General features: G+C 55.5%; 16 protein-coding genes. 11 read left to right on the forward strand and 5 right to left on the reverse strand.

From position 1 onward, the window contains the following. Nucleotides 1-106 precede the first annotated feature (106 nt). The 3 genes from HV477_RS07680 (at nucleotide 107) to HV477_RS07690 (ending at nucleotide 2235) form a co-directional block, all read left to right on the forward strand. A complete protein-coding gene (locus tag HV477_RS07680) occupies nucleotides 107-268 on the forward strand; it encodes a DUF1328 domain-containing protein (RefSeq protein WP_000490276.1) in 162 nt (53 codons plus the stop codon). A 123-nt stretch (nucleotides 269-391) separates the two neighbouring features. Further along, a complete protein-coding gene (locus HV477_RS07685; RefSeq protein ID WP_000531540.1) occupies nucleotides 392-1465 on the forward strand; it encodes a patatin family protein in 1074 nt (357 codons plus the stop codon). Continuing rightward, complete coding sequence (locus HV477_RS07690) at nucleotides 1462-2235, forward strand: metal-dependent hydrolase (RefSeq protein ID WP_000119008.1); 774 nt, start codon at nucleotides 1462-1464, stop codon at nucleotides 2233-2235. Before HV477_RS07685 ends, HV477_RS07690 begins: the two co-directional genes overlap by 4 nt. A gap of 32 nt (nucleotides 2236-2267) precedes the next feature. On the opposite strand, the gene HV477_RS07695 is transcribed toward HV477_RS07690, so the two are convergent. Together HV477_RS07695 and HV477_RS07700 are read right to left on the reverse strand one after the other, a co-directional pair. Continuing rightward, nucleotides 2268-3131: a YjjW family glycine radical enzyme activase gene (locus HV477_RS07695; RefSeq protein WP_079898713.1), complete on the reverse strand. Its 864-nt coding sequence runs from the start codon at nucleotides 3129-3131 to the stop codon at nucleotides 2268-2270. Continuing rightward, nucleotides 3103-4653 (reverse strand): YjjI family glycine radical enzyme, encoded by a 1551-nt coding sequence (locus HV477_RS07700; RefSeq protein ID WP_001111687.1) that lies wholly within the window; start codon nucleotides 4651-4653, stop codon nucleotides 3103-3105. The genes HV477_RS07695 and HV477_RS07700 overlap by 29 nt, the downstream gene beginning before the upstream one ends. A 259-nt stretch (nucleotides 4654-4912) precedes the next feature. On the opposite strand from HV477_RS07700, the gene deoC reads away from it, so the two are divergent. The 5 genes from deoC to HV477_RS07725 all read left to right on the forward strand — a co-directional run bounded on the left by deoC (nucleotide 4913) and on the right by HV477_RS07725 (nucleotide 10040). Then, complete coding sequence (gene deoC / locus HV477_RS07705; RefSeq protein WP_001519713.1) at nucleotides 4913-5692, forward strand: deoxyribose-phosphate aldolase; 780 nt, start codon at nucleotides 4913-4915, stop codon at nucleotides 5690-5692. 123 nt (nucleotides 5693-5815) lie between these two features. Further along, complete coding sequence (gene deoA / locus HV477_RS07710) at nucleotides 5816-7138, forward strand: thymidine phosphorylase (RefSeq protein ID WP_000477838.1); 1323 nt, start codon at nucleotides 5816-5818, stop codon at nucleotides 7136-7138. A gap of 51 nt (nucleotides 7139-7189) precedes the next feature. After that, nucleotides 7190-8413 carry a phosphopentomutase gene (deoB, locus tag HV477_RS07715; RefSeq protein ID WP_000816454.1) on the forward strand — a complete coding sequence of 408 codons (1224 nt, stop codon included), beginning with the start codon at nucleotides 7190-7192 and terminating at the stop codon, nucleotides 8411-8413. A 209-nt stretch (nucleotides 8414-8622) separates the two neighbouring features. After that, nucleotides 8623-9342, forward strand: coding sequence for a purine-nucleoside phosphorylase (gene deoD, locus HV477_RS07720; protein ID WP_000224864.1), 720 nt, complete (start codon nucleotides 8623-8625; stop codon nucleotides 9340-9342). Between the two features lie 206 nt (nucleotides 9343-9548). Continuing rightward, complete coding sequence (locus HV477_RS07725; RefSeq protein WP_000073956.1) at nucleotides 9549-10040, forward strand: transposase; 492 nt, start codon at nucleotides 9549-9551, stop codon at nucleotides 10038-10040. Between the two features lie 84 nt (nucleotides 10041-10124). Here the strand turns inward: HV477_RS07725 and lplA are convergent, their stop codons facing one another. Both lplA and HV477_RS07735 read right to left on the reverse strand, forming a co-directional pair. After that, the gene (gene lplA / locus HV477_RS07730) at nucleotides 10125-11141 is read right to left on the reverse strand and encodes a lipoate--protein ligase LplA (RefSeq protein ID WP_079898712.1); all 1017 of its coding nucleotides are present in this window, start codon (nucleotides 11139-11141) and stop codon (nucleotides 10125-10127) included. A 33-nt stretch (nucleotides 11142-11174) separates the two neighbouring features. Beyond that, complete coding sequence (locus HV477_RS07735; RefSeq protein ID WP_000090067.1) at nucleotides 11175-11819, reverse strand: YtjB family periplasmic protein; 645 nt, start codon at nucleotides 11817-11819, stop codon at nucleotides 11175-11177. Nucleotides 11820-11935: 116 nt separating this feature from the next. On the opposite strand from HV477_RS07735, the gene serB reads away from it, so the two are divergent. The 3 genes from serB to nadR all read left to right on the forward strand — a co-directional run bounded on the left by serB (nucleotide 11936) and on the right by nadR (nucleotide 15753). Next, complete coding sequence (serB, locus tag HV477_RS07740) at nucleotides 11936-12904, forward strand: phosphoserine phosphatase (RefSeq protein WP_001132983.1); 969 nt, start codon at nucleotides 11936-11938, stop codon at nucleotides 12902-12904. Nucleotides 12905-12987: 83 nt separating this feature from the next. After that, nucleotides 12988-14370, forward strand: coding sequence for a DNA repair protein RadA (radA, locus tag HV477_RS07745; protein WP_001029710.1), 1383 nt, complete (start codon nucleotides 12988-12990; stop codon nucleotides 14368-14370). A gap of 150 nt (nucleotides 14371-14520) precedes the next feature. Further along, a complete protein-coding gene (nadR, locus tag HV477_RS07750; protein ID WP_001519486.1) occupies nucleotides 14521-15753 on the forward strand; it encodes a multifunctional transcriptional regulator/nicotinamide-nucleotide adenylyltransferase/ribosylnicotinamide kinase NadR in 1233 nt (410 codons plus the stop codon). A 117-nt stretch (nucleotides 15754-15870) separates the two neighbouring features. Here nadR and ettA read toward each other — a convergent pair whose 3' ends face one another. Beyond that, nucleotides 15871-17538 (reverse strand): energy-dependent translational throttle protein EttA, encoded by a 1668-nt coding sequence (ettA, locus tag HV477_RS07755; RefSeq protein WP_000046770.1) that lies wholly within the window; start codon nucleotides 17536-17538, stop codon nucleotides 15871-15873. Nucleotides 17539-17630: the final 92 nt, after the last annotated feature.

The raw sequence follows: 17630 nt of genomic DNA on the forward strand, positions 1-17630 counted from the left end.
ACGTTTGTCGGGAGGCGTAATGTGCACCACACTAAAAATATCGCGAATGAGTAGCCTGAGCGCTCATATTTAGCGGTCGACATTAACTATGGTAAAGGAGAGGCTTATGTTTCGTTGGGGCATTATATTTCTGGTTATCGCGTTAATTGCCGCCGCATTGGGTTTTGGTGGACTGGCTGGTACGGCTGCCGGCGCGGCGAAAATCGTCTTCGTCGTCGGGATCGTGCTCTTCCTGGTCAGCCTGTTCATGGGCCGTAAACGACCCTAGCAGGCATCTGTAAAGATATATTGCTATCAAGCCAGTCCAGCGGACTGGCTTTTACGGTTTTAGCCGTTAACGTTTTGCGTTACCTTGTCAGCCTGGAAAAAAATGAAAAACAGGAAGGCAGAGGTGGGCCAGCGAATACCGGTTACGCTCGGCAATATTGCGCCGTTATCATTAACACCGTTCCGGCCAGGCCGTATGGCGCTGGTCTGTGAGGGCGGGGGGCAGCGGGGCATCTTTACCGCAGGCGTGCTGGATGAGTTTATGCGTGCGCAGTTTAATCCTTTCCATCTCTACTTCGGCACATCAGCCGGTGCGCAAAATCTCTCGGCGTATCTCTGCAACCAGCCCGGCTACGGGCGTAAAGTCATTATGCGCTATACCACCAGGCGCGAATTTTTTGATCCGCTGCGATTTGTACGCGGAGGAAACCTTATTGACCTCGACTGGCTGGTGGAATCCACCGCCGCCCGAATGCCGCTGCAGATGGATACCGCAGCGCGCCTGTTCGACAGCGGAAAATCCTTTTATATGTGCGCCTGCCGGGGGGATGATTACACGCCGGGCTATTTCTCGCCGACAAAACAAAACTGGCTTGATATCATTCGCGCCTCCAGCGCCATACCGGGTTTCTACCGTACCGGCGTTACGTTAGAGGGCATCAACTATCTGGACGGTGGCATTAGCGACGCCATTCCGGTTCAGGAGGCGGCAAAGCGGGGGGCGAAAACCATTGTGGTGATCCGCACCGTACCCTCGCAAATGTATTACACGCCGCAGTGGTTTAAGCGTATGGAGCGCTGGCTGGGAGAGAGCAGTCTACAGCCGTTGGTCAACCTGGTGCAGCATCATGAAACGTCCTACAGCGCGATCCAACAATTTATTGAAAAGCCGCCGGGTAAGCTGCGGATCATTGAAATTTATCCACCGAAACCTCTGCACAGCATGGCGCTGGGCAGCCGTATCCCGGCGCTGCGTGAGGATTACAAAACCGGGCAATTATGCGGGCGTTATTTCCTTGCCACCGTTGGTAAATTGCTCGCCGCAACGCCGCCTCTCCTGCGCCATACGTCGCGGATTGCCGTGCCGGAAACGGTGGTCGTGCCTCCGGCGCCGGTGGCCAATGATACGCATGTGGCGGAGGTCATTAGCGCGCCGCAGGCAAACGACACCACATTTACCGACGAGGATCTGGCGTGAGCTGGCGCTTTATTGATACGCATTGCCATTTTGATTTCCCGCCCTTTACGGGCGATGAGCGCGCCAGTATTCAGCGTGCCTGTGAGGCGGGCGTTGAAAAAATCATCGTGCCGGCGACCGAGGCGGCTCACTTTCCCCGCGTGCTGGCGCTGGCGGCGCGTTTCCCGTCGCTTTATGCTGCGCTGGGATTGCACCCCATTGTGATTGAGCGTCATGCCGATGACGATCCTGATAAGCTGCAACAGGCGCTGGCGCAGCAACAGAACGTCGTGGCGGTAGGCGAGATCGGGCTCGATCTTTATCGCGACGACCCGCAGTTCGCCAGGCAAGAGCGATTTTTAGACGCGCAACTGCAACTGGCAAAACGCTACGATCTGCCGGTGATCCTGCACTCGCGGCGCACGCATGACAAACTGGCGATGCGCTTAAAGCGCCAGGATCTGCCGCGAACCGGCGTGGTGCATGGTTTTGCCGGCAGTCTGCAACAGGCCGAACGCTTTGTGCGACTGGGCTATAAAATCGGCGTCGGCGGCACCATCACCTACCCGCGCGCCAGTAAAACCCGTGATGTTATGGCGCGGTTGCCGCTGGACGCGCTGTTGCTGGAGACCGATGCGCCGGATATGCCGCTAAAGGGGTTTCAGGGGCAGCCGAACCGCCCGGAGCAGGCGGCGCGCGTATTTGATGCGCTCTGCGAATTACGTCCGGAGCCCGCAGAGGTGATAGCCGATACGCTGTATCGCAATACCATTACCTTGTTTCGGCTCTGATGGCATCGCAGCCGCCGTCCGGCAGGCGACGCTTACAAATATAGCGCCGGCAAAATCAGCTTCGCCACCCCACGCGCGCGCAATCCGTCAGCCAGCTGTTCCACCTCTTGCGGCGTCGCGCCTGGCCAGGCCTTCGCTTCGCCATAGACGCCGTGCGCATGAAAGGCATTCAAACGCACCGGAACCTCGCCCAGCGAAGTAATAAACGCCGCCAGTGAATCGATATGCGCCGCATAGTCCACCTGACCCGGGATAACCAGTAACCGCAGCTCCGCCAGTTTTCCCCGCGCAGCAAGAAAGCGGATACTGTGCTTAATATGCGTGTTATCACGTCCGGTCAGACGGTGATGACACTCGCTCTTCCAAGCTTTCAGATCGAGCATTACGCCGTCGCAAACCGGCAGTAGTTTTTGCCAGCCGGTCTCGCTTAACTGACCATTACTGTCCACCAGACAGGTCAGCCGTTGTAACTGCGGATCGGCTTTGATCGCCGTAAATAGCGCCACAATAAACGGTAATTGCGTGGTCGCCTCTCCGCCGCTGACGGTAATACCTTCAATAAACAGCGATGCTTTACGAATATGACGCAGCACATCGTCAACGCTCATGGTCTGCGCCATTGGCGTTGCCTGCTGTGGGCACATTTTCAGGCAGGTATCGCACTGCTCGCAGACGTCCGACCGCCATACCACTTTCCCGCCATCAACGCTGAGGGCGTGATGCGGACACTGCGATACGCATTCCCCGCAGTCGTTACAGCGTCCCATCGTCCACGGGTTATGGCAATTCTTGCAGCGCAAATTGCAGCCCTGTAAGAATAATGCCAGGCGGCTGCCTGGCCCATCGACGCAGGAAAACGCAATGATCTTACTGACTAAAGCGCATCTGTTGTTCATGGCTGACTACGCGTGGCTGTCGTTCCAGGATGCGGGTATTACGTGCGGCTTCTTCTCCCAGCCAGGTGGTATTCGTGCGCGAGCCTTCGGCGCGAAATTTCGCCAGATCCGACAGGCGCACCATATAACCGGTGACGCGCACCAGATCGTTGCCGCTGACATTGGCGGTAAATTCCCGCATCCCGGCTTTGAACGCGCCAAGACAAAGCTGAACCAGCGCCTGCGGATTACGCTTGATGGTTTCGTCCAGCGTCAGAATGTCGCTGATCCCGGCATGATAAAAGGCATGGTGCGGCGCGACGGTTTGCAAATGGGTGATAGGGTCCGGTTCATCGCCATACGGCAGACGCGCGCCCGGCGTAGTGCCAATATCGGAACTGATGCCAGACTGGGCATGGAGCAGCGCCCGTTGCTTCCAGCCATACTTCACTGGCGTATTTTCGACGAAATCCGCCAGTTGGGCGCTGATACGGTAGCCCAGCTCGTTCGCCGTATCATTCTTGCCGTAACGGGCGGTCAGGCCCGCGTTTTCGCACAGCAGATTCACGGCTTCCGCCAGCCCGTACATACCGAACATCGGCGCAAAACGTTCGGGATCGATCAAACCTTCCTGTACAAGAAAGCTATTCTCAAAGAAATGTGACTTTTCATAGAGGAATTCACATCGTGAATTAATGATGGCGATCTGCTGTCGGCAGTAGTGCGGTAGCGTGCGTGAAAAGAAGTCATCGACAGACGTACTGCGTTCTGCCACGGCTTTCAGGTTGAGACGTACCAGCGTACTGCCGCCGCCGCCAAGCGGTAGCGAGTTATAACAACTGACGATGCCATAATGACCTTTTGTGAAAATTTTATCATTTACAGGGCCATTGGAAATGTGTGGCTTACTACATTCACAAATGTTTTTGGCGACCTCCAGCAGCAGATCGTCCGGCGTAATTTCCGCATCGTAGATAAACGTCAGGTTAGGCGCCACCTGCTTTAGCTCGGCATCAGCGCGCAAAATCGCTCGTGTGACAGGCGTATCGGCAGGGCCAATATTGGCATGCATAAAGGCGTCTGGCAGCGTTCTGTCGAGATAACGCCAGAAACGTTTTATTCGAATATCGATCGCATCTTGTGTTAGAATTCTAACATACGGTTGCAGCAACGCATCAAGCTGGCCGAGATAAACCGGCATGGACGTCACGGAAGGAACGTGATGATACAGAATGGTGAGTAGGGATAACGCATCATCCAGATCTTTCGCGCCTTCCAGTTCCAGCCACTGTGAACCGTTAGCCAGAAATCGGGCGTAATCGGGCAACACGTAGCGTGGTTTGAAGGGGGCGTGCCCCTCAAACATATCGCAAATGACGCCTTCATCCAGCGCCTGGCGGGCATCTTCCGGCAGGGTGGGATAAGGCAGGGCGTTTTCAGCTTCCAGCGCCAGAAAATGGCGTTTTTGTTCAGGCGTGAGCACCGGGCTGGTCACAATTTGCTGGCAACGCTGCTGGAGCGCAGTTTCGCATGAGGCAGGCATCTTCGTTTCCTCTTTATGCCGGGACGATGCGCTATTGTAGAAAATGGCGGCAAACCGACTTTGATCCTGATGCGCTTATCGCTCGAAGAACAGGCGGTGACGGCGGGATAATTTGATTCAGATCTCATTACAGTAATGCAAATTTGTACGTAGTTTTCATTAACTGTGATGTATATCGAAGTGTAATCGCGAGTGAATGTTAGAATATTAACAGACTCGCAAGGTGAAATTTTATACGGCAATGCCGTTGGAGAATGTCATGACTGATTTAAAAGCAAGCAGCCTGCGTGCGCTCAAACTGATGGATCTGACCACTCTGAACGATGACGACACCAATGAAAAAGTGATCGCGTTGTGTCATCAGGCAAAAACTCCGGTCGGGAATACGGCGGCGATTTGTATTTACCCGCGTTTTATCCCGATTGCGCGTAAAACCCTCAAAGAACAAGGTACGCCGGACATCCGCATTGCAACGGTGACTAACTTCCCGCATGGCAATGATGACATCGATATTGCGCTGGCGGAAACCCGTGCGGCGATCGCCTACGGCGCTGACGAAGTGGACGTGGTATTCCCGTACCGCGCGTTGATCGCCGGTAACGAGCAGGTGGGTTTTGACCTGGTAAAAGCCTGTAAAGACGCTTGTGCCGCAGCGAACGTATTGCTGAAAGTGATCATCGAAACCGGCGAGCTGAAAGAAGAGGCGCTGATTCGTAAAGCCTCTGAAATCTCCATTAAAGCCGGTGCGGATTTCATCAAAACCTCTACCGGTAAAGTGCCGGTAAACGCTACGCCGGAAAGCGCGCGCATCATGATGGAAGTGATCCGCGACATGGGCGTTTCCAAAACCGTTGGCTTCAAACCGGCGGGCGGCGTACGTACGGCGGAAGACGCGCAGAAATTCCTCGCGATTGCAGACGAACTGTTTGGCGCTGACTGGGCAGATTCTCGTCACTACCGCTTTGGCGCATCCAGCCTGCTGGCAAGCCTGCTGAAAGCGCTGGGTCACGGCGACGGTAAGAGCGCCAGCAGCTACTAAGCTCTGATTTGCCGGATGGCGCTGCGCTTATCCGGCCTACAAATCCAGGCCTGTAGGCCGGATAAGGCGTTAACCGCCATCCGGCGATGTAAGCCTTCTACTCTTTTCCCTCAGGAGGGTACCGTGTTTCTCGCACAAGAAATTATTCGTAAAAAGCGTGATGGTCATGCGTTGAGTGACGAAGAAATTCGTTTCTTTATTAATGGTATTCGTGACAATACTATCTCTGAAGGGCAGATTGCCGCCCTGGCGATGACCATCTTCTTCCACGATATGACCATGCCGGAGCGTGTTTCGCTGACCATGGCGATGCGGGATTCCGGTACTGTCCTTGACTGGAAAAGCCTGAATCTCAATGGCCCGATTGTCGATAAGCATTCGACCGGCGGCGTAGGAGACGTGACGTCTTTGATGCTGGGGCCAATGGTAGCGGCCTGCGGCGGTTATGTGCCGATGATCTCCGGTCGCGGCCTTGGACATACCGGCGGTACGCTCGATAAACTGGAAGCGATCCCGGGCTTCGATATCTTCCCGGACGACAACCGTTTCCGCGAAATTATTCAAGACGTGGGTGTGGCGATTATTGGGCAAACCAGCTCGCTTGCACCGGCGGACAAACGTTTTTACGCCACCCGCGATATTACCGCGACGGTGGACTCTATTCCGCTGATCACCGGTTCCATCCTCGCCAAGAAACTGGCCGAAGGGCTGGATGCGCTGGTAATGGACGTCAAAGTCGGCAGCGGCGCGTTTATGCCAACCTATGAACTTTCTGAAGCCCTTGCTGAAGCGATTGTCGGCGTGGCAAACGGCGCGGGAGTTCGCACTACGGCGTTGTTAACCGATATGAACCAGGTGCTGGCTTCAAGCGCCGGTAACGCGGTGGAAGTGCGTGAAGCCGTGCAGTTCCTGACCGGTGAATACCGCAATCCGCGCTTGTTTGACGTTACCATGGCGCTATGCGTGGAGATGCTGATCTCCGGTCAGCTGGCGAAAGACGACGCCGAAGCGCGTGCCAAACTGCAGGCGGTGCTGGATAACGGTAAAGCGGCAGAAGTCTTTGGTCGTATGGTGGCCGCGCAGAAAGGGCCGAGCGATTTCGTTGAGAACTACGATAAATACCTGCCGACCGCCATGTTGAGCAAAGCGGTATATGCTGATACCGAAGGGTTTATCAGCGCAATGGATACGCGTGCGCTGGGGATGGCGGTCGTCTCGATGGGCGGCGGCCGTCGTCAGGCGTCTGATACCATTGATTACAGCGTTGGCTTTACCGACATGGCCCGTCTGGGCGACAGCATCGACGGGCAGCGCCCGCTGGCGGTGATTCATGCCAAAGACGAAGCCAGTTGGCAGGAAGCGGCGAAGGCCGTCAAAGCGGCAATTATCCTTGACGATAAAGCGCCAGCAAGCACACCTTCGGTCTATCGTCGAATTACTGAATAGTTGTATACTGATCTGATCAATTATTTTTGAAGCACTAAGTACGGAGAAGATATGAAACGTGCATTTATTATGGTGCTGGACTCATTCGGCATCGGCGCTACTGAAGACGCGGATCGTTTTGGCGACGTAGGTTCCGACACTCTGGGCCACATCGCAGAAGCTTGCGCCAAAGGCGAAGCTGACAATGGCCGTAAGGGCCCGTTGAATCTGCCTAACCTGACTCGTCTGGGGCTGGTGAAAGCGCATGAAGGCTCTACCGGTAAAATTGCCGCCGGCATGGACGGCAACGCGGACGTTATTGGCGCATACGCATGGGCGCACGAACTGTCCTCCGGCAAAGATACGCCGTCAGGCCACTGGGAAATCGCCGGCGTGCCGGTACTGTTCGACTGGGGCTATTTCAGCGACCACGAAAACAGCTTCCCGCAGGAACTGCTGGATAAGCTGGTGAAACGCGCCAACCTGCCGGGCTATCTCGGTAACTGCCACTCTTCCGGCACCGTTATTCTGGACCAGCTCGGCGAAGAGCACATGAAAACCGGCAAGCCGATTTTCTACACCTCCGCTGACTCCGTGTTCCAGATTGCCTGCCACGAAGAGACCTTTGGCCTGGATAAACTCTACGAGCTGTGCGAAATCGCCCGTGAAGAGCTGACCGAAGGCGGCTACAACATTGGCCGCGTGATCGCGCGTCCGTTTATCGGCGACAAGGCCGGTAACTTCCAGCGTACCGGCAACCGTCACGACCTGGCCGTAGAACCGCCAGCGCCGACCGTGCTGCAGAAACTGGTCGATGAAAAACAGGGCCACGTGGTGTCCGTCGGTAAGATTGCCGACATCTACGCCAACTGCGGCATCACTAAGAAAGTGAAAGCGACCGGTCTGGACGCGCTGTTCGACGCGACCCTCAAAGAGATGAAAGAAGCGGGCGATAAAACCATCGTCTTCACTAACTTCGTCGACTTCGACTCTTCCTGGGGCCACCGTCGCGACATCGCGGGCTACGCCGCAGGCCTGGAGCTGTTTGACCGCCGTCTGCCGGAGCTGATGGAGCTGGTGGGTGAAGATGACATTCTGATCCTGACCGCTGACCACGGCTGTGACCCGAGCTGGACCGGTACTGACCATACCCGTGAGCACATTCCGGTGCTGATCTACGGTCCGAAAGTCAAACCGGGCTCTTTAGGTCACCGTGAAACCTTCGCGGATATCGGCCAGACGCTGGCGACCTACTTTGGCACATCGCCGATGGACTACGGTAAAAACATGCTGTGATACCCATTGTCTTTCGCGCTGTAGATGCGTTGACTTCATTCGCTCACCCCGGTCACATAGTTAATCTATGCTCCCGGGGATTCACGAATTCGTCGCCTTCCTGCAACGCGAAATCCTTAGGGTATTTCACTGTTTTGACACACGTTTTGTAGGCCTGATAAGGCGTAGCCGCCATCAGGCAATAACAACAAATTTAAAGGGAACTGAAGATGGCAACTCCACATATTAATGCAGAAATGGGTGATTTCGCTGACGTCGTATTGATGCCGGGCGACCCGCTGCGTGCGAAGCACATTGCTGAAACTTTCCTCGAAGATGTTCGCGAAGTGAACAACGTTCGCGGCATGTTAGGTTTCACCGGGACTTACAAAGGCCGTAAGATCTCCGTGATGGGCCACGGTATGGGTATCCCGTCCTGCTCCATCTACACCAAAGAGCTGATCACCGATTTCGGCGTGAAGAAAATCATTCGCGTCGGCTCCTGCGGCGCTGTGCGCATGGACGTCAAACTGCGCGACGTGGTGATCGGTATGGGTGCCTGCACCGACTCCAAAGTGAACCGTATCCGTTTTAAAGATCATGACTTCGCGGCTATCGCTGACTTCGACATGGTGCGTAACGCAGTTGATGCGGCAAAAGCGCTGGGCGTTGACGCGCGCGTAGGCAACCTGTTCTCCGCGGACCTGTTCTATTCTCCGGACGGCGAAATGTTCGACGTGATGGAAAAATACGGCGTACTGGGCGTAGAGATGGAAGCGGCGGGTATCTACGGCGTTGCGGCTGAGTTTGGCGCGAAAGCGCTGACTATCTGCACCGTGTCCGACCATATCCGTACCCACGAGCAGACCACTGCCGCTGAGCGACAGACGACCTTCAACGACATGATCAAAATCGCGCTGGAATCTGTGCTGCTGGGCGATAAAGAGTAAGATTGTGCTGTGCCCGGTGGCGCTTCGCTTACCGGGCCTACAACGGCCTGCGGTTGTTACCGGATCGACTTGTAGGCTGGATAAGGCGTAGCCGCCATCCGGCAATCTGCTGTTTATACTGCGAGCCTCATTCCCGAATTACCCTCTCCGCATTGCCTTTTGCTATTAACCCGTTACGTTTGGATTTTGTTTAAGGAATGAACAAAATGTCGAACTATCGTCGTTATTACATTAACGGTGGCACCTGGTTTTTCACGGTTAATCTGAAAAACCGGAAAAGTGATTTACTTGTCCGCCAGATTGCGGAATTACGCTCTGCTATTCGCCGAGTGAAAAATACGAAGCCTTTTCAAATTGATGCTTTTGTCGTGTTGCCTGAGCATCTGCATTGCATCTGGACGCTTCCTGAGAACGATTGTGACTTTTCATCTCGCTGGCGGGAGCTTAAAAAGTTATTTACCAAATCGATAATGCGCCATGACGTGTGGCAGCCACGATTCTGGGAGCACGCGATTCGCGACGAAAAGGATTTTCGCCGACATGCCGATTACCTCTACTTCAACCCCGTGAAGCACGGTTGGGTAAGGCGGGTGCAGGACTGGCCGTTTTCGACCTTTCATCGTGATGTTCGCAATGGCGTTTACCCGGTTGATTGGGCGGGGGAGGTAAGGGATCTTGACGCTGGTGAGTGGCGGTAATGCCGGATGGCGAGTTGCTTATCCGGCCTACAGAAAGCACTCATTTGTAGGCCGGATAAGGCGTAGCTGCCATCCGGCAATTCTTTAACGCACGGCCCCTGCGACCCAATTCGCCAGTTCCCGCAACTCACTCTCCTGCTCCGGAAACGTCGCTATCAGCGCTTCGCACGTTTTCTGTAGTTTATCCGCCCGATACTGACACCCTTGCAGTCGCCCCGCCAGCGCTTCCAGCGGTGCCGGGTTCAGGCTATCGGTAAACGCCTGTGCGCGGGTAATCACACCTTTCTCGACGTCAAAATGCAGCTCGACGCCGCCCCAGGTGAAACGTTCGTCCAGTAGATGGCTGAACGCCGGTGCCTGGCCGAAATTCCACTCCCAACTGCTCTGGCGCGCAAAGGTTTCGGCAAAATTCGGTAGATCCGGCGTTTTATCCGGTGAGATCACTTCCGCGTCGACGCGTTCGCCGTAATGGGCGAAAAAGGCTTCCGTCACCGCCTGGCAGACCTGTTCATGGGTGATACCCGGTAATAGCTCGGTAAGATTAGCCACGCGGGAGCGAACGGAGGTGATTCCTTTCGCCGCAAGCTTCTTTTTATCCGGATTCAGATAGTTCGCCAGACGGCTGAGGTCGGCGTTCAGCAGCAGCGTACCGTGATGGAAGCCGCGATCTTTGGTTTCGCGATAGGCTGAACCGGAGACTTTGCGATCGCCGTCCGGCGTTTTTACGACCAGATCGTTGCGTCCCGAAGCATCGGCCATGACCCCCAGCGAATTCAGCGCCGCGAGCACAATATGGGTGGAGATGGTTTTATCGTATTCCGGTTTACCAGCCATAAAGGTAAAGCAGGTATTACCGAGGTCATGGAATACCGCGCCGCCGCCGCTGCTACGGCGGGCCAGACGGACATTATCTTCTTCCATACGCCGCGTATTACACTCTTTCCACGGGTTTTGCGCGCGTCCAATGACCACCGTATCCGCGTTGCGCCACAGGAACAGCACGCGCTGGGTGGCGGGCATCTGGCGGAAAATGCACTCCTCGACCGCCAGGTTAAACCAGGGATCGTAAGAGTCAGAAATAAGCAGGCGTAATGTTGTCATGGTGGTTTTCCTTACCTTTATTAAGCCGTCATTTTACTCTTTTTCCTCACGCTCTTCCTCTTCCGGAACAGGCTTGCTGGCCGTTAGCAGGAAGGGCGACTGCTGCCAGCGGGTGCGTTTACCTTGTAGCAAGGTGCGCGTCAGCACCACGCCTATCGCCAGCGAGAGTAGCAGCATCAGGCGTAGAATGTTGGTGGTGTTATCGACCTGCTTTGCTTCGGTGGCCAGCGTGTGGGTATCCAGCGTTAGACGCAGGTAGCCCAATGGGCCGTTTTTCCCCTGGATAGGCTCGACAATTTGTTGGTTAAAATAGCTGCCCGCTTTTTTGCCATCCAGCGCCAGCCTGTCGCGCACATTGACGCTTTCGCCAGCGCGAGTAATAAGATCGCCCTGTTCATCATAGACGCCGGCATCCAGAATACGGCTCTCTTGCGTGAGCTGACGCAGCACGGCGTTGATGCGATTTTCATCCGGTGTTTCGCTGCGCATCAGCGGGGCGATGTTGAGCGTCACCTGGCGCGCCAGCGTGCGGGCCAGCTCTTCCAGCTGCGGGTTGCGCTGTCGCTGGTGGTTTTGACTAAACCAGGACGCGCCCTGCATGAGCGCGACGAGCAGTGTGAGACAGAACAATACAATGACTGCACGATGCAGCCGAAATTTCAGTTTTGCGCGAGCCATATTCCACCTGCTGAAAATTTGAGGCTTAATGTTGCCAGAAGCGATGGTTACAAGGTAGCCTCATGCGTTATTTTCCGCGGGGCGGTTACCGGCCTGAACGATTTACAGGAGCTTTAATGCCTAACATTACCTGGTGCGATCTGCCTGAAGATGTCTCTTTATGGCCTGGTTTGCCTCTTTCTTTAAGCGGCGACGAGGTGATGCCTCTGGATTACCATGCAGGCCGCAGCGGTTGGCTGCTGTATGGGCGCGGGCTGGATAAGCAGCGTTTAACTCAATATCAGACCAAACTGGGCGCCGCAATGGTGATTGTCGCCGCCTGGTGCGTGGAGGATTATCAGGTCATTCGTCTGGCGGGGTCGCTGACGCCGCGTGCGACGCGGCTGGCGCATGAGGCGCAGCTGGATGTTGCGCCGCTGGGTAAAATTCCGCATCTGCGCACGCCGGGGCTGCTGGTCATGGATATGGATTCCACGGCGATCCAGATTGAGTGTATCGATGAAATCGCGAAGCTGGCCGGTACCGGTGAGAAGGTGGCTGAAGTGACGGAGCGCGCGATGCGCGGCGAGCTTGATTTTACCGCCAGCCTGCGTAGCCGCGTGGCGACGCTGAAAGGCGCGGATGCCGATATTTTGCGCCAGGTGCGCGGGAATCTGCCGCTAATGCCAGGATTAACGCAGTTGGTGCTAAAACTGGAAGCGCTTGGCTGGAAAATCGCTATCGCCTCCGGCGGCTTCACTTTCTTCGCCGACTATCTGCGTGACCAGCTACGCCTGACGGCGGCAGTCGCCAATGAGCTGGAGATCATGGACGGTAAATTTACCGGCCACGTTATCGGTGATATTGTGGATGCTGAGTATAAAGCCAATACCTTGCTTCGTCTGGCGCAAGAGCATGACATCCCGCTGGCGCAGACGGTGGCGATTGGCGACGGCGCTAACGATCTGCCAATGATCAAAGCGGCAGGGTTAGGTATTGCCTTCCATGCCAAGCCGAAAGTAAACGAAAAGACGGAGATTACGATCCGCCACGCTGACCTGATGGGCGTGTTTTGCATTCTCTCCGGCAGCATGAACCAGAAATGATTAACCTGCCCAATGGCAAGGCGACCGTAGGCCGGATAAGCGCCAGCGCCATCCGGCAACAGCGTTAACGAAAGAGGTAAAACGTGGCAAAAGCTCCCAAACGCGCCTTTGTTTGTAATGAATGCGGGGCCGATTACCCGCGCTGGCAGGGGCAATGCAGCGCCTGCCATGCCTGGAACACCATTACCGAGGTGCGCCTTGCCGCGTCGCCGACGGTGGCGCGTAACGAACGTCTGAGCGGATACGCCGGCAGTGCGGGCGTATCAAAAGTGCAGAAACTGTCTGACATCAGTCTTGAGGAACTGCCGCGCTTTTCTACCGGTTTTAAAGAGTTTGACCGCGTGCTGGGCGGCGGGGTGGTACCCGGCAGCGCCATTTTGATTGGCGGTAACCCCGGCGCGGGCAAATCAACGTTGCTGCTGCAAACGCTGTGCAAGCTCGCCGAGCAGATGAAAACGCTGTACGTCACCGGCGAAGAGTCGCTACAGCAGGTGGCGATGCGCGCGCATCGGCTTGGCCTGCCGACGGCGAATCTGAATATGCTGTCGGAAACCAGCATCGAGCAGATCTGCCTGATAGCGGAAGAAGAACAGCCGAAACTGATGGTGATCGACTCCATACAGGTGATGCATATGGCGGACATCCAGTCGTCGCCGGGCAGTGTCGCCCAGGTCCGCGAAACGGCAGCCTACCTGACGCGCTTCGCCAAAACGCGCGGCGTGGCGATCGTGATGGTCGGCCACGTCACCAAAGACGGGTCGCTGGCGGGGCCGAAAGTGCTGGAACACTGTATCGATTGCTCAGTATTGCTCGACGGCGACGCCGATTCTCGTTTCCGCACGCTGCGCAGCCACAAAAACCGCTTTGGCGCAGTCAATGAGCTGGGCGTCTTCGCCATGACCGAACAGGGGTTGCGCGAAGTGAGCAATCCGTCCGCCATCTTTTTAAGCCGCGGCGATGAGGTCACTTCCGGCAGTTCAGTGATGGTCGTCTGGGAAGGTACGCGACCGTTGCTGGTGGAGATTCAGGCACTGGTCGATCACTCGATGATGGCGAACCCCAGACGCGTGGCGGTCGGTCTGGAACAAAACCGTCTGGCTATCCTGCTGGCGGTGCTGCACCGACACGGCGGTCTGCAAATGTCGGATCAGGACGTCTTCGTCAACGTGGTCGGCGGCGTGAAAGTCACCGAAACCAGCGCGGATCTGGCTTTACTGCTGGCGATGGTCTCCAGCCTGCGTGACAGGCCGTTGCCGCAGGATCTGGTGGTGTTTGGCGAAGTGGGGCTGGCAGGCGAGATTCGTCCTGTGCCGAGCGGGCAGGAGCGTATTTCCGAGGCGGCGAAACACGGTTTTCGTCGGGCGATTGTGCCTGCCGCCAACGTACCGAAAAAGCCGCCGGAAGGAATGCAGGTGTTCGGTGTTAAAAAGCTCGCAGATGCGTTAAGCGTGTTTGACGACTTATAATTCTCTGTATGTAGTGATGTTGTATAATTTACCGGATGGCGATGCAATGCGTCTTATCCGGCCTACGGATTGATACGGATTGATGTTGTAGGCCTGATAAGCGAAGCGCCGTCAGGCAGTGTTATGCGATTTTTCCAGCAGGAGGCTCTTGTGTCATCGTTCGACTATCTCAAAACCGCGATTAAGCAGCAAGGTTGCACTCTGCAACAGGTGGCTGACGCCAGCGGTATGACCAAGGGGTATCTGAGTCAGTTACTTAACGCCAAAATCAAAAGCCCCAGCGCGCAAAAACTGGAGGCGCTACACCGTTTTCTCGGGCTGGAGTTTCCCCGCCGACAGAAAAACATTGGCGTGGTGTTCGGTAAATTTTATCCATTGCATACCGGACACATCTACTTGATCCAGCGCGCCTGTAGCCAGGTGGATGAGTTGCACATCATTATGGGATATGACGATACGCGCGACCGCGGGCTGTTTGAGGATAGCGCCATGTCGCAGCAGCCCACCGTGTCGGATCGCCTGCGCTGGTTATTGCAAACCTTCAAATACCAAAAAAATATTCGCATCCACGCCTTTAATGAAGAGGGGATGGAGCCTTATCCGCATGGCTGGGACGTCTGGAGCAACGGCATTAAAGCGTTTATGGCAGAGAAGGGAATACAGCCGAGCTGGATCTACACTTCCGAAGAGGCTGATGCGCCGCAGTACCTTGAGCATTTAGGGATTGAGACGGTGCTGGTCGATCCTGAACGCACGTTTATGAATATCAGCGGGGCGCAAATCCGCGAAAATCCGTTTCGTTACTGGGAATATATTCCTACCGAAGTGAAGCCGTTTTTCGTGCGTACCGTCGCGATTCTGGGCGGGGAATCAAGCGGCAAGTCTACGCTGGTCAATAAGCTCGCCAATATTTTTAATACCACCAGCGCCTGGGAATATGGCCGCGACTATGTCTTTTCGCATCTGGGCGGCGATGAGATGGCGTTACAGTATTCCGACTACGATAAAATTGCGCTGGGCCATGCACAATATATTGATTTTGCAGTGAAATATGCGAATAAAGTGGCGTTTATCGATACCGATTTCGTCACCACCCAGGCATTTTGCAAAAAATACGAAGGGCGCGAGCATCCGTTTGTCCAGGCGCTGATCGACGAGTATCGCTTCGACCTGGTGATTTTGCTGGAGAATAATACGCCGTGGGTAGCTGACGGACTGCGAAGCCTGGGCAGTTCAGTGGATCGCAAAGCGTTCCAGAGCCTGTTGGTCGAGATGCTGAAAGAAAACAACATTGAGTTCGTTCACGTTAAAGAGGCTGATTACGATGGCCGCTTTTTGCGCTGTGTGGAACTGGTGAAAGAGATGATGGGCGAGCAGGGATAAGAACCAATGCCTGATGCGACGCTTACCGCGTCTTATCAGGCCTACAGTTTCACAACGTATTGGAATCGCTGGTTTTGTAGGCCGGGTAAGCGCAAGCGCCACCCGGCATTCAGACGTTTATTTGGCAATACGCTTGTACTTGATACGCTTCGGCTCCAGCGCCTCGGCACCCAGCGTGCGTTTCTTGTACTCTTCGTATTCGGTAAAGTTACCTTCGAAGAATTCCACCTTACCTTCATCCTGATAATCCAGAATGTGGGTGGCGATACGGTCAAGGAACCAACGGTCGTGCGAGATAACCATCGCGCAGCCAGGGAACTCCAGCAGGGCGTTTTCCAGCGCGCGCAGGGTTTCGATATCCAGGTCGTTCGTCGGTTCGTCGAGCAGCAGGACGTTGCCGCCCACCTGCAGCAGCTTCGCCAGATGCAAACGACCGCGCTCACCGCCGGACAGTTCGCCAACGCGTTTGCCCTGATCGACGCCTTTGAAGTTGAAGCGGCCTACATAGGCGCGGCTTGGCATTTCAGTGTTGCCGATCTTCATGATATCCAGCCCGCCGGACACTTCTTCCCAGACGGTTTTGCTGTTGTCCATCGCGTCGCGGAACTGATCGACCGAGGCCAGCTTGACGGTTTCACCCAGCGTAATGGTGCCGCTATCAGGCTGCTCCTGACCGGACATCATGCGGAACAGGGTCGATTTACCCGCGCCGTTTGGCCCGATGATCCCGACGATAGCGCCTTTCGGTACCGAGAAGCTCAGGTCGTCGATCAGTACGCGGTCGCCGTAGGATTTACGCAGGTTGCTGACTTCAATGACTTTGTCGCCCAGGCGCGGTCCTGGTGGAATAAACAGTTCGTTGGTTTCGTTACGTTTCTGATACTCAACGCTGTTCAGTTCTTCAAAGCGAGCCAGACGCGCCTTACCTTTCGACTGACGGCCTTTCGCGCCCTGACGCACCCACTCCAGCTCTTTCTCAATGGATTTACGGCGCGCCGCTTCGGCAGACGCTTCCTGCGCCAGACGCTGATCTTTCTGCTCCAGCCAGGAGGAGTAGTTGCCTTCCCACGGAATACCTTCGCCGCGGTCAAGTTCCAGAATCCAGCCGGCGACGTTATCGAGGAAGTAACGGTCGTGGGTAATCGCCACGACGGTACCTTCGAAGTCGTGCAGGAAACGTTCCAGCCACGCAACAGATTCGGCATCTAGGTGGTTGGTGGGTTCGTCGAGCAGCAGCATGTCCGGCTTTTCCAGCAACAGACGGCACAGCGCCACGCGACGGCGCTCGCCGCCGGACAGTTTTTCGACTTTGGCATCCCAGTCCGGCAGACGCAGAGCGTCAGCAGCGCGCTCAAGCTGCACGTTCAGATTATGACCGTCGTGCGCCTGGATAATCTCTTCAAGCCGGCCTTGCTCTGCCGCCAGCTTGTCGAAGTCGGCATCCGGATCGGCATACAGCGCGTACACTTCATCCAGACGTTTGAGGGCGTTAACCACTTCCGAAACAGCCTCTTCAATCGACTCGCGTACCGTGTGTTCCGGGTTTAGCTGAGGTTCCTGCGGCAGGTAGCCAATCTTAATACCGGGCTGTGGGCGCGCTTCGCCCTCGATATCTTTATCGAGACCCGCCATGATGCGCAGCAGGGTAGACTTACCGGCGCCGTTAAGGCCCAGCACGCCGATTTTGGCGCCAGGGAAGAAGCTCAGCGAGATGTTTTTCAGAATATGACGTTTCGGCGGAACCACTTTGCCGACACGATGCATGGTATAAACGAATTGAGCCACGTTGGACTTCGCCTCTATGTTTATCGTGATGGTGAATAGATTTCAAAGGCGAAGTGTAGCCTTTTTCCCTGCCTAAGCCCAGCCAGCAGATC

This window comes from Salmonella sp. SG203 (assembly GCF_013350575.1).
Classification (GTDB): domain Bacteria; phylum Pseudomonadota; class Gammaproteobacteria; order Enterobacterales; family Enterobacteriaceae; genus Salmonella; species Salmonella enterica.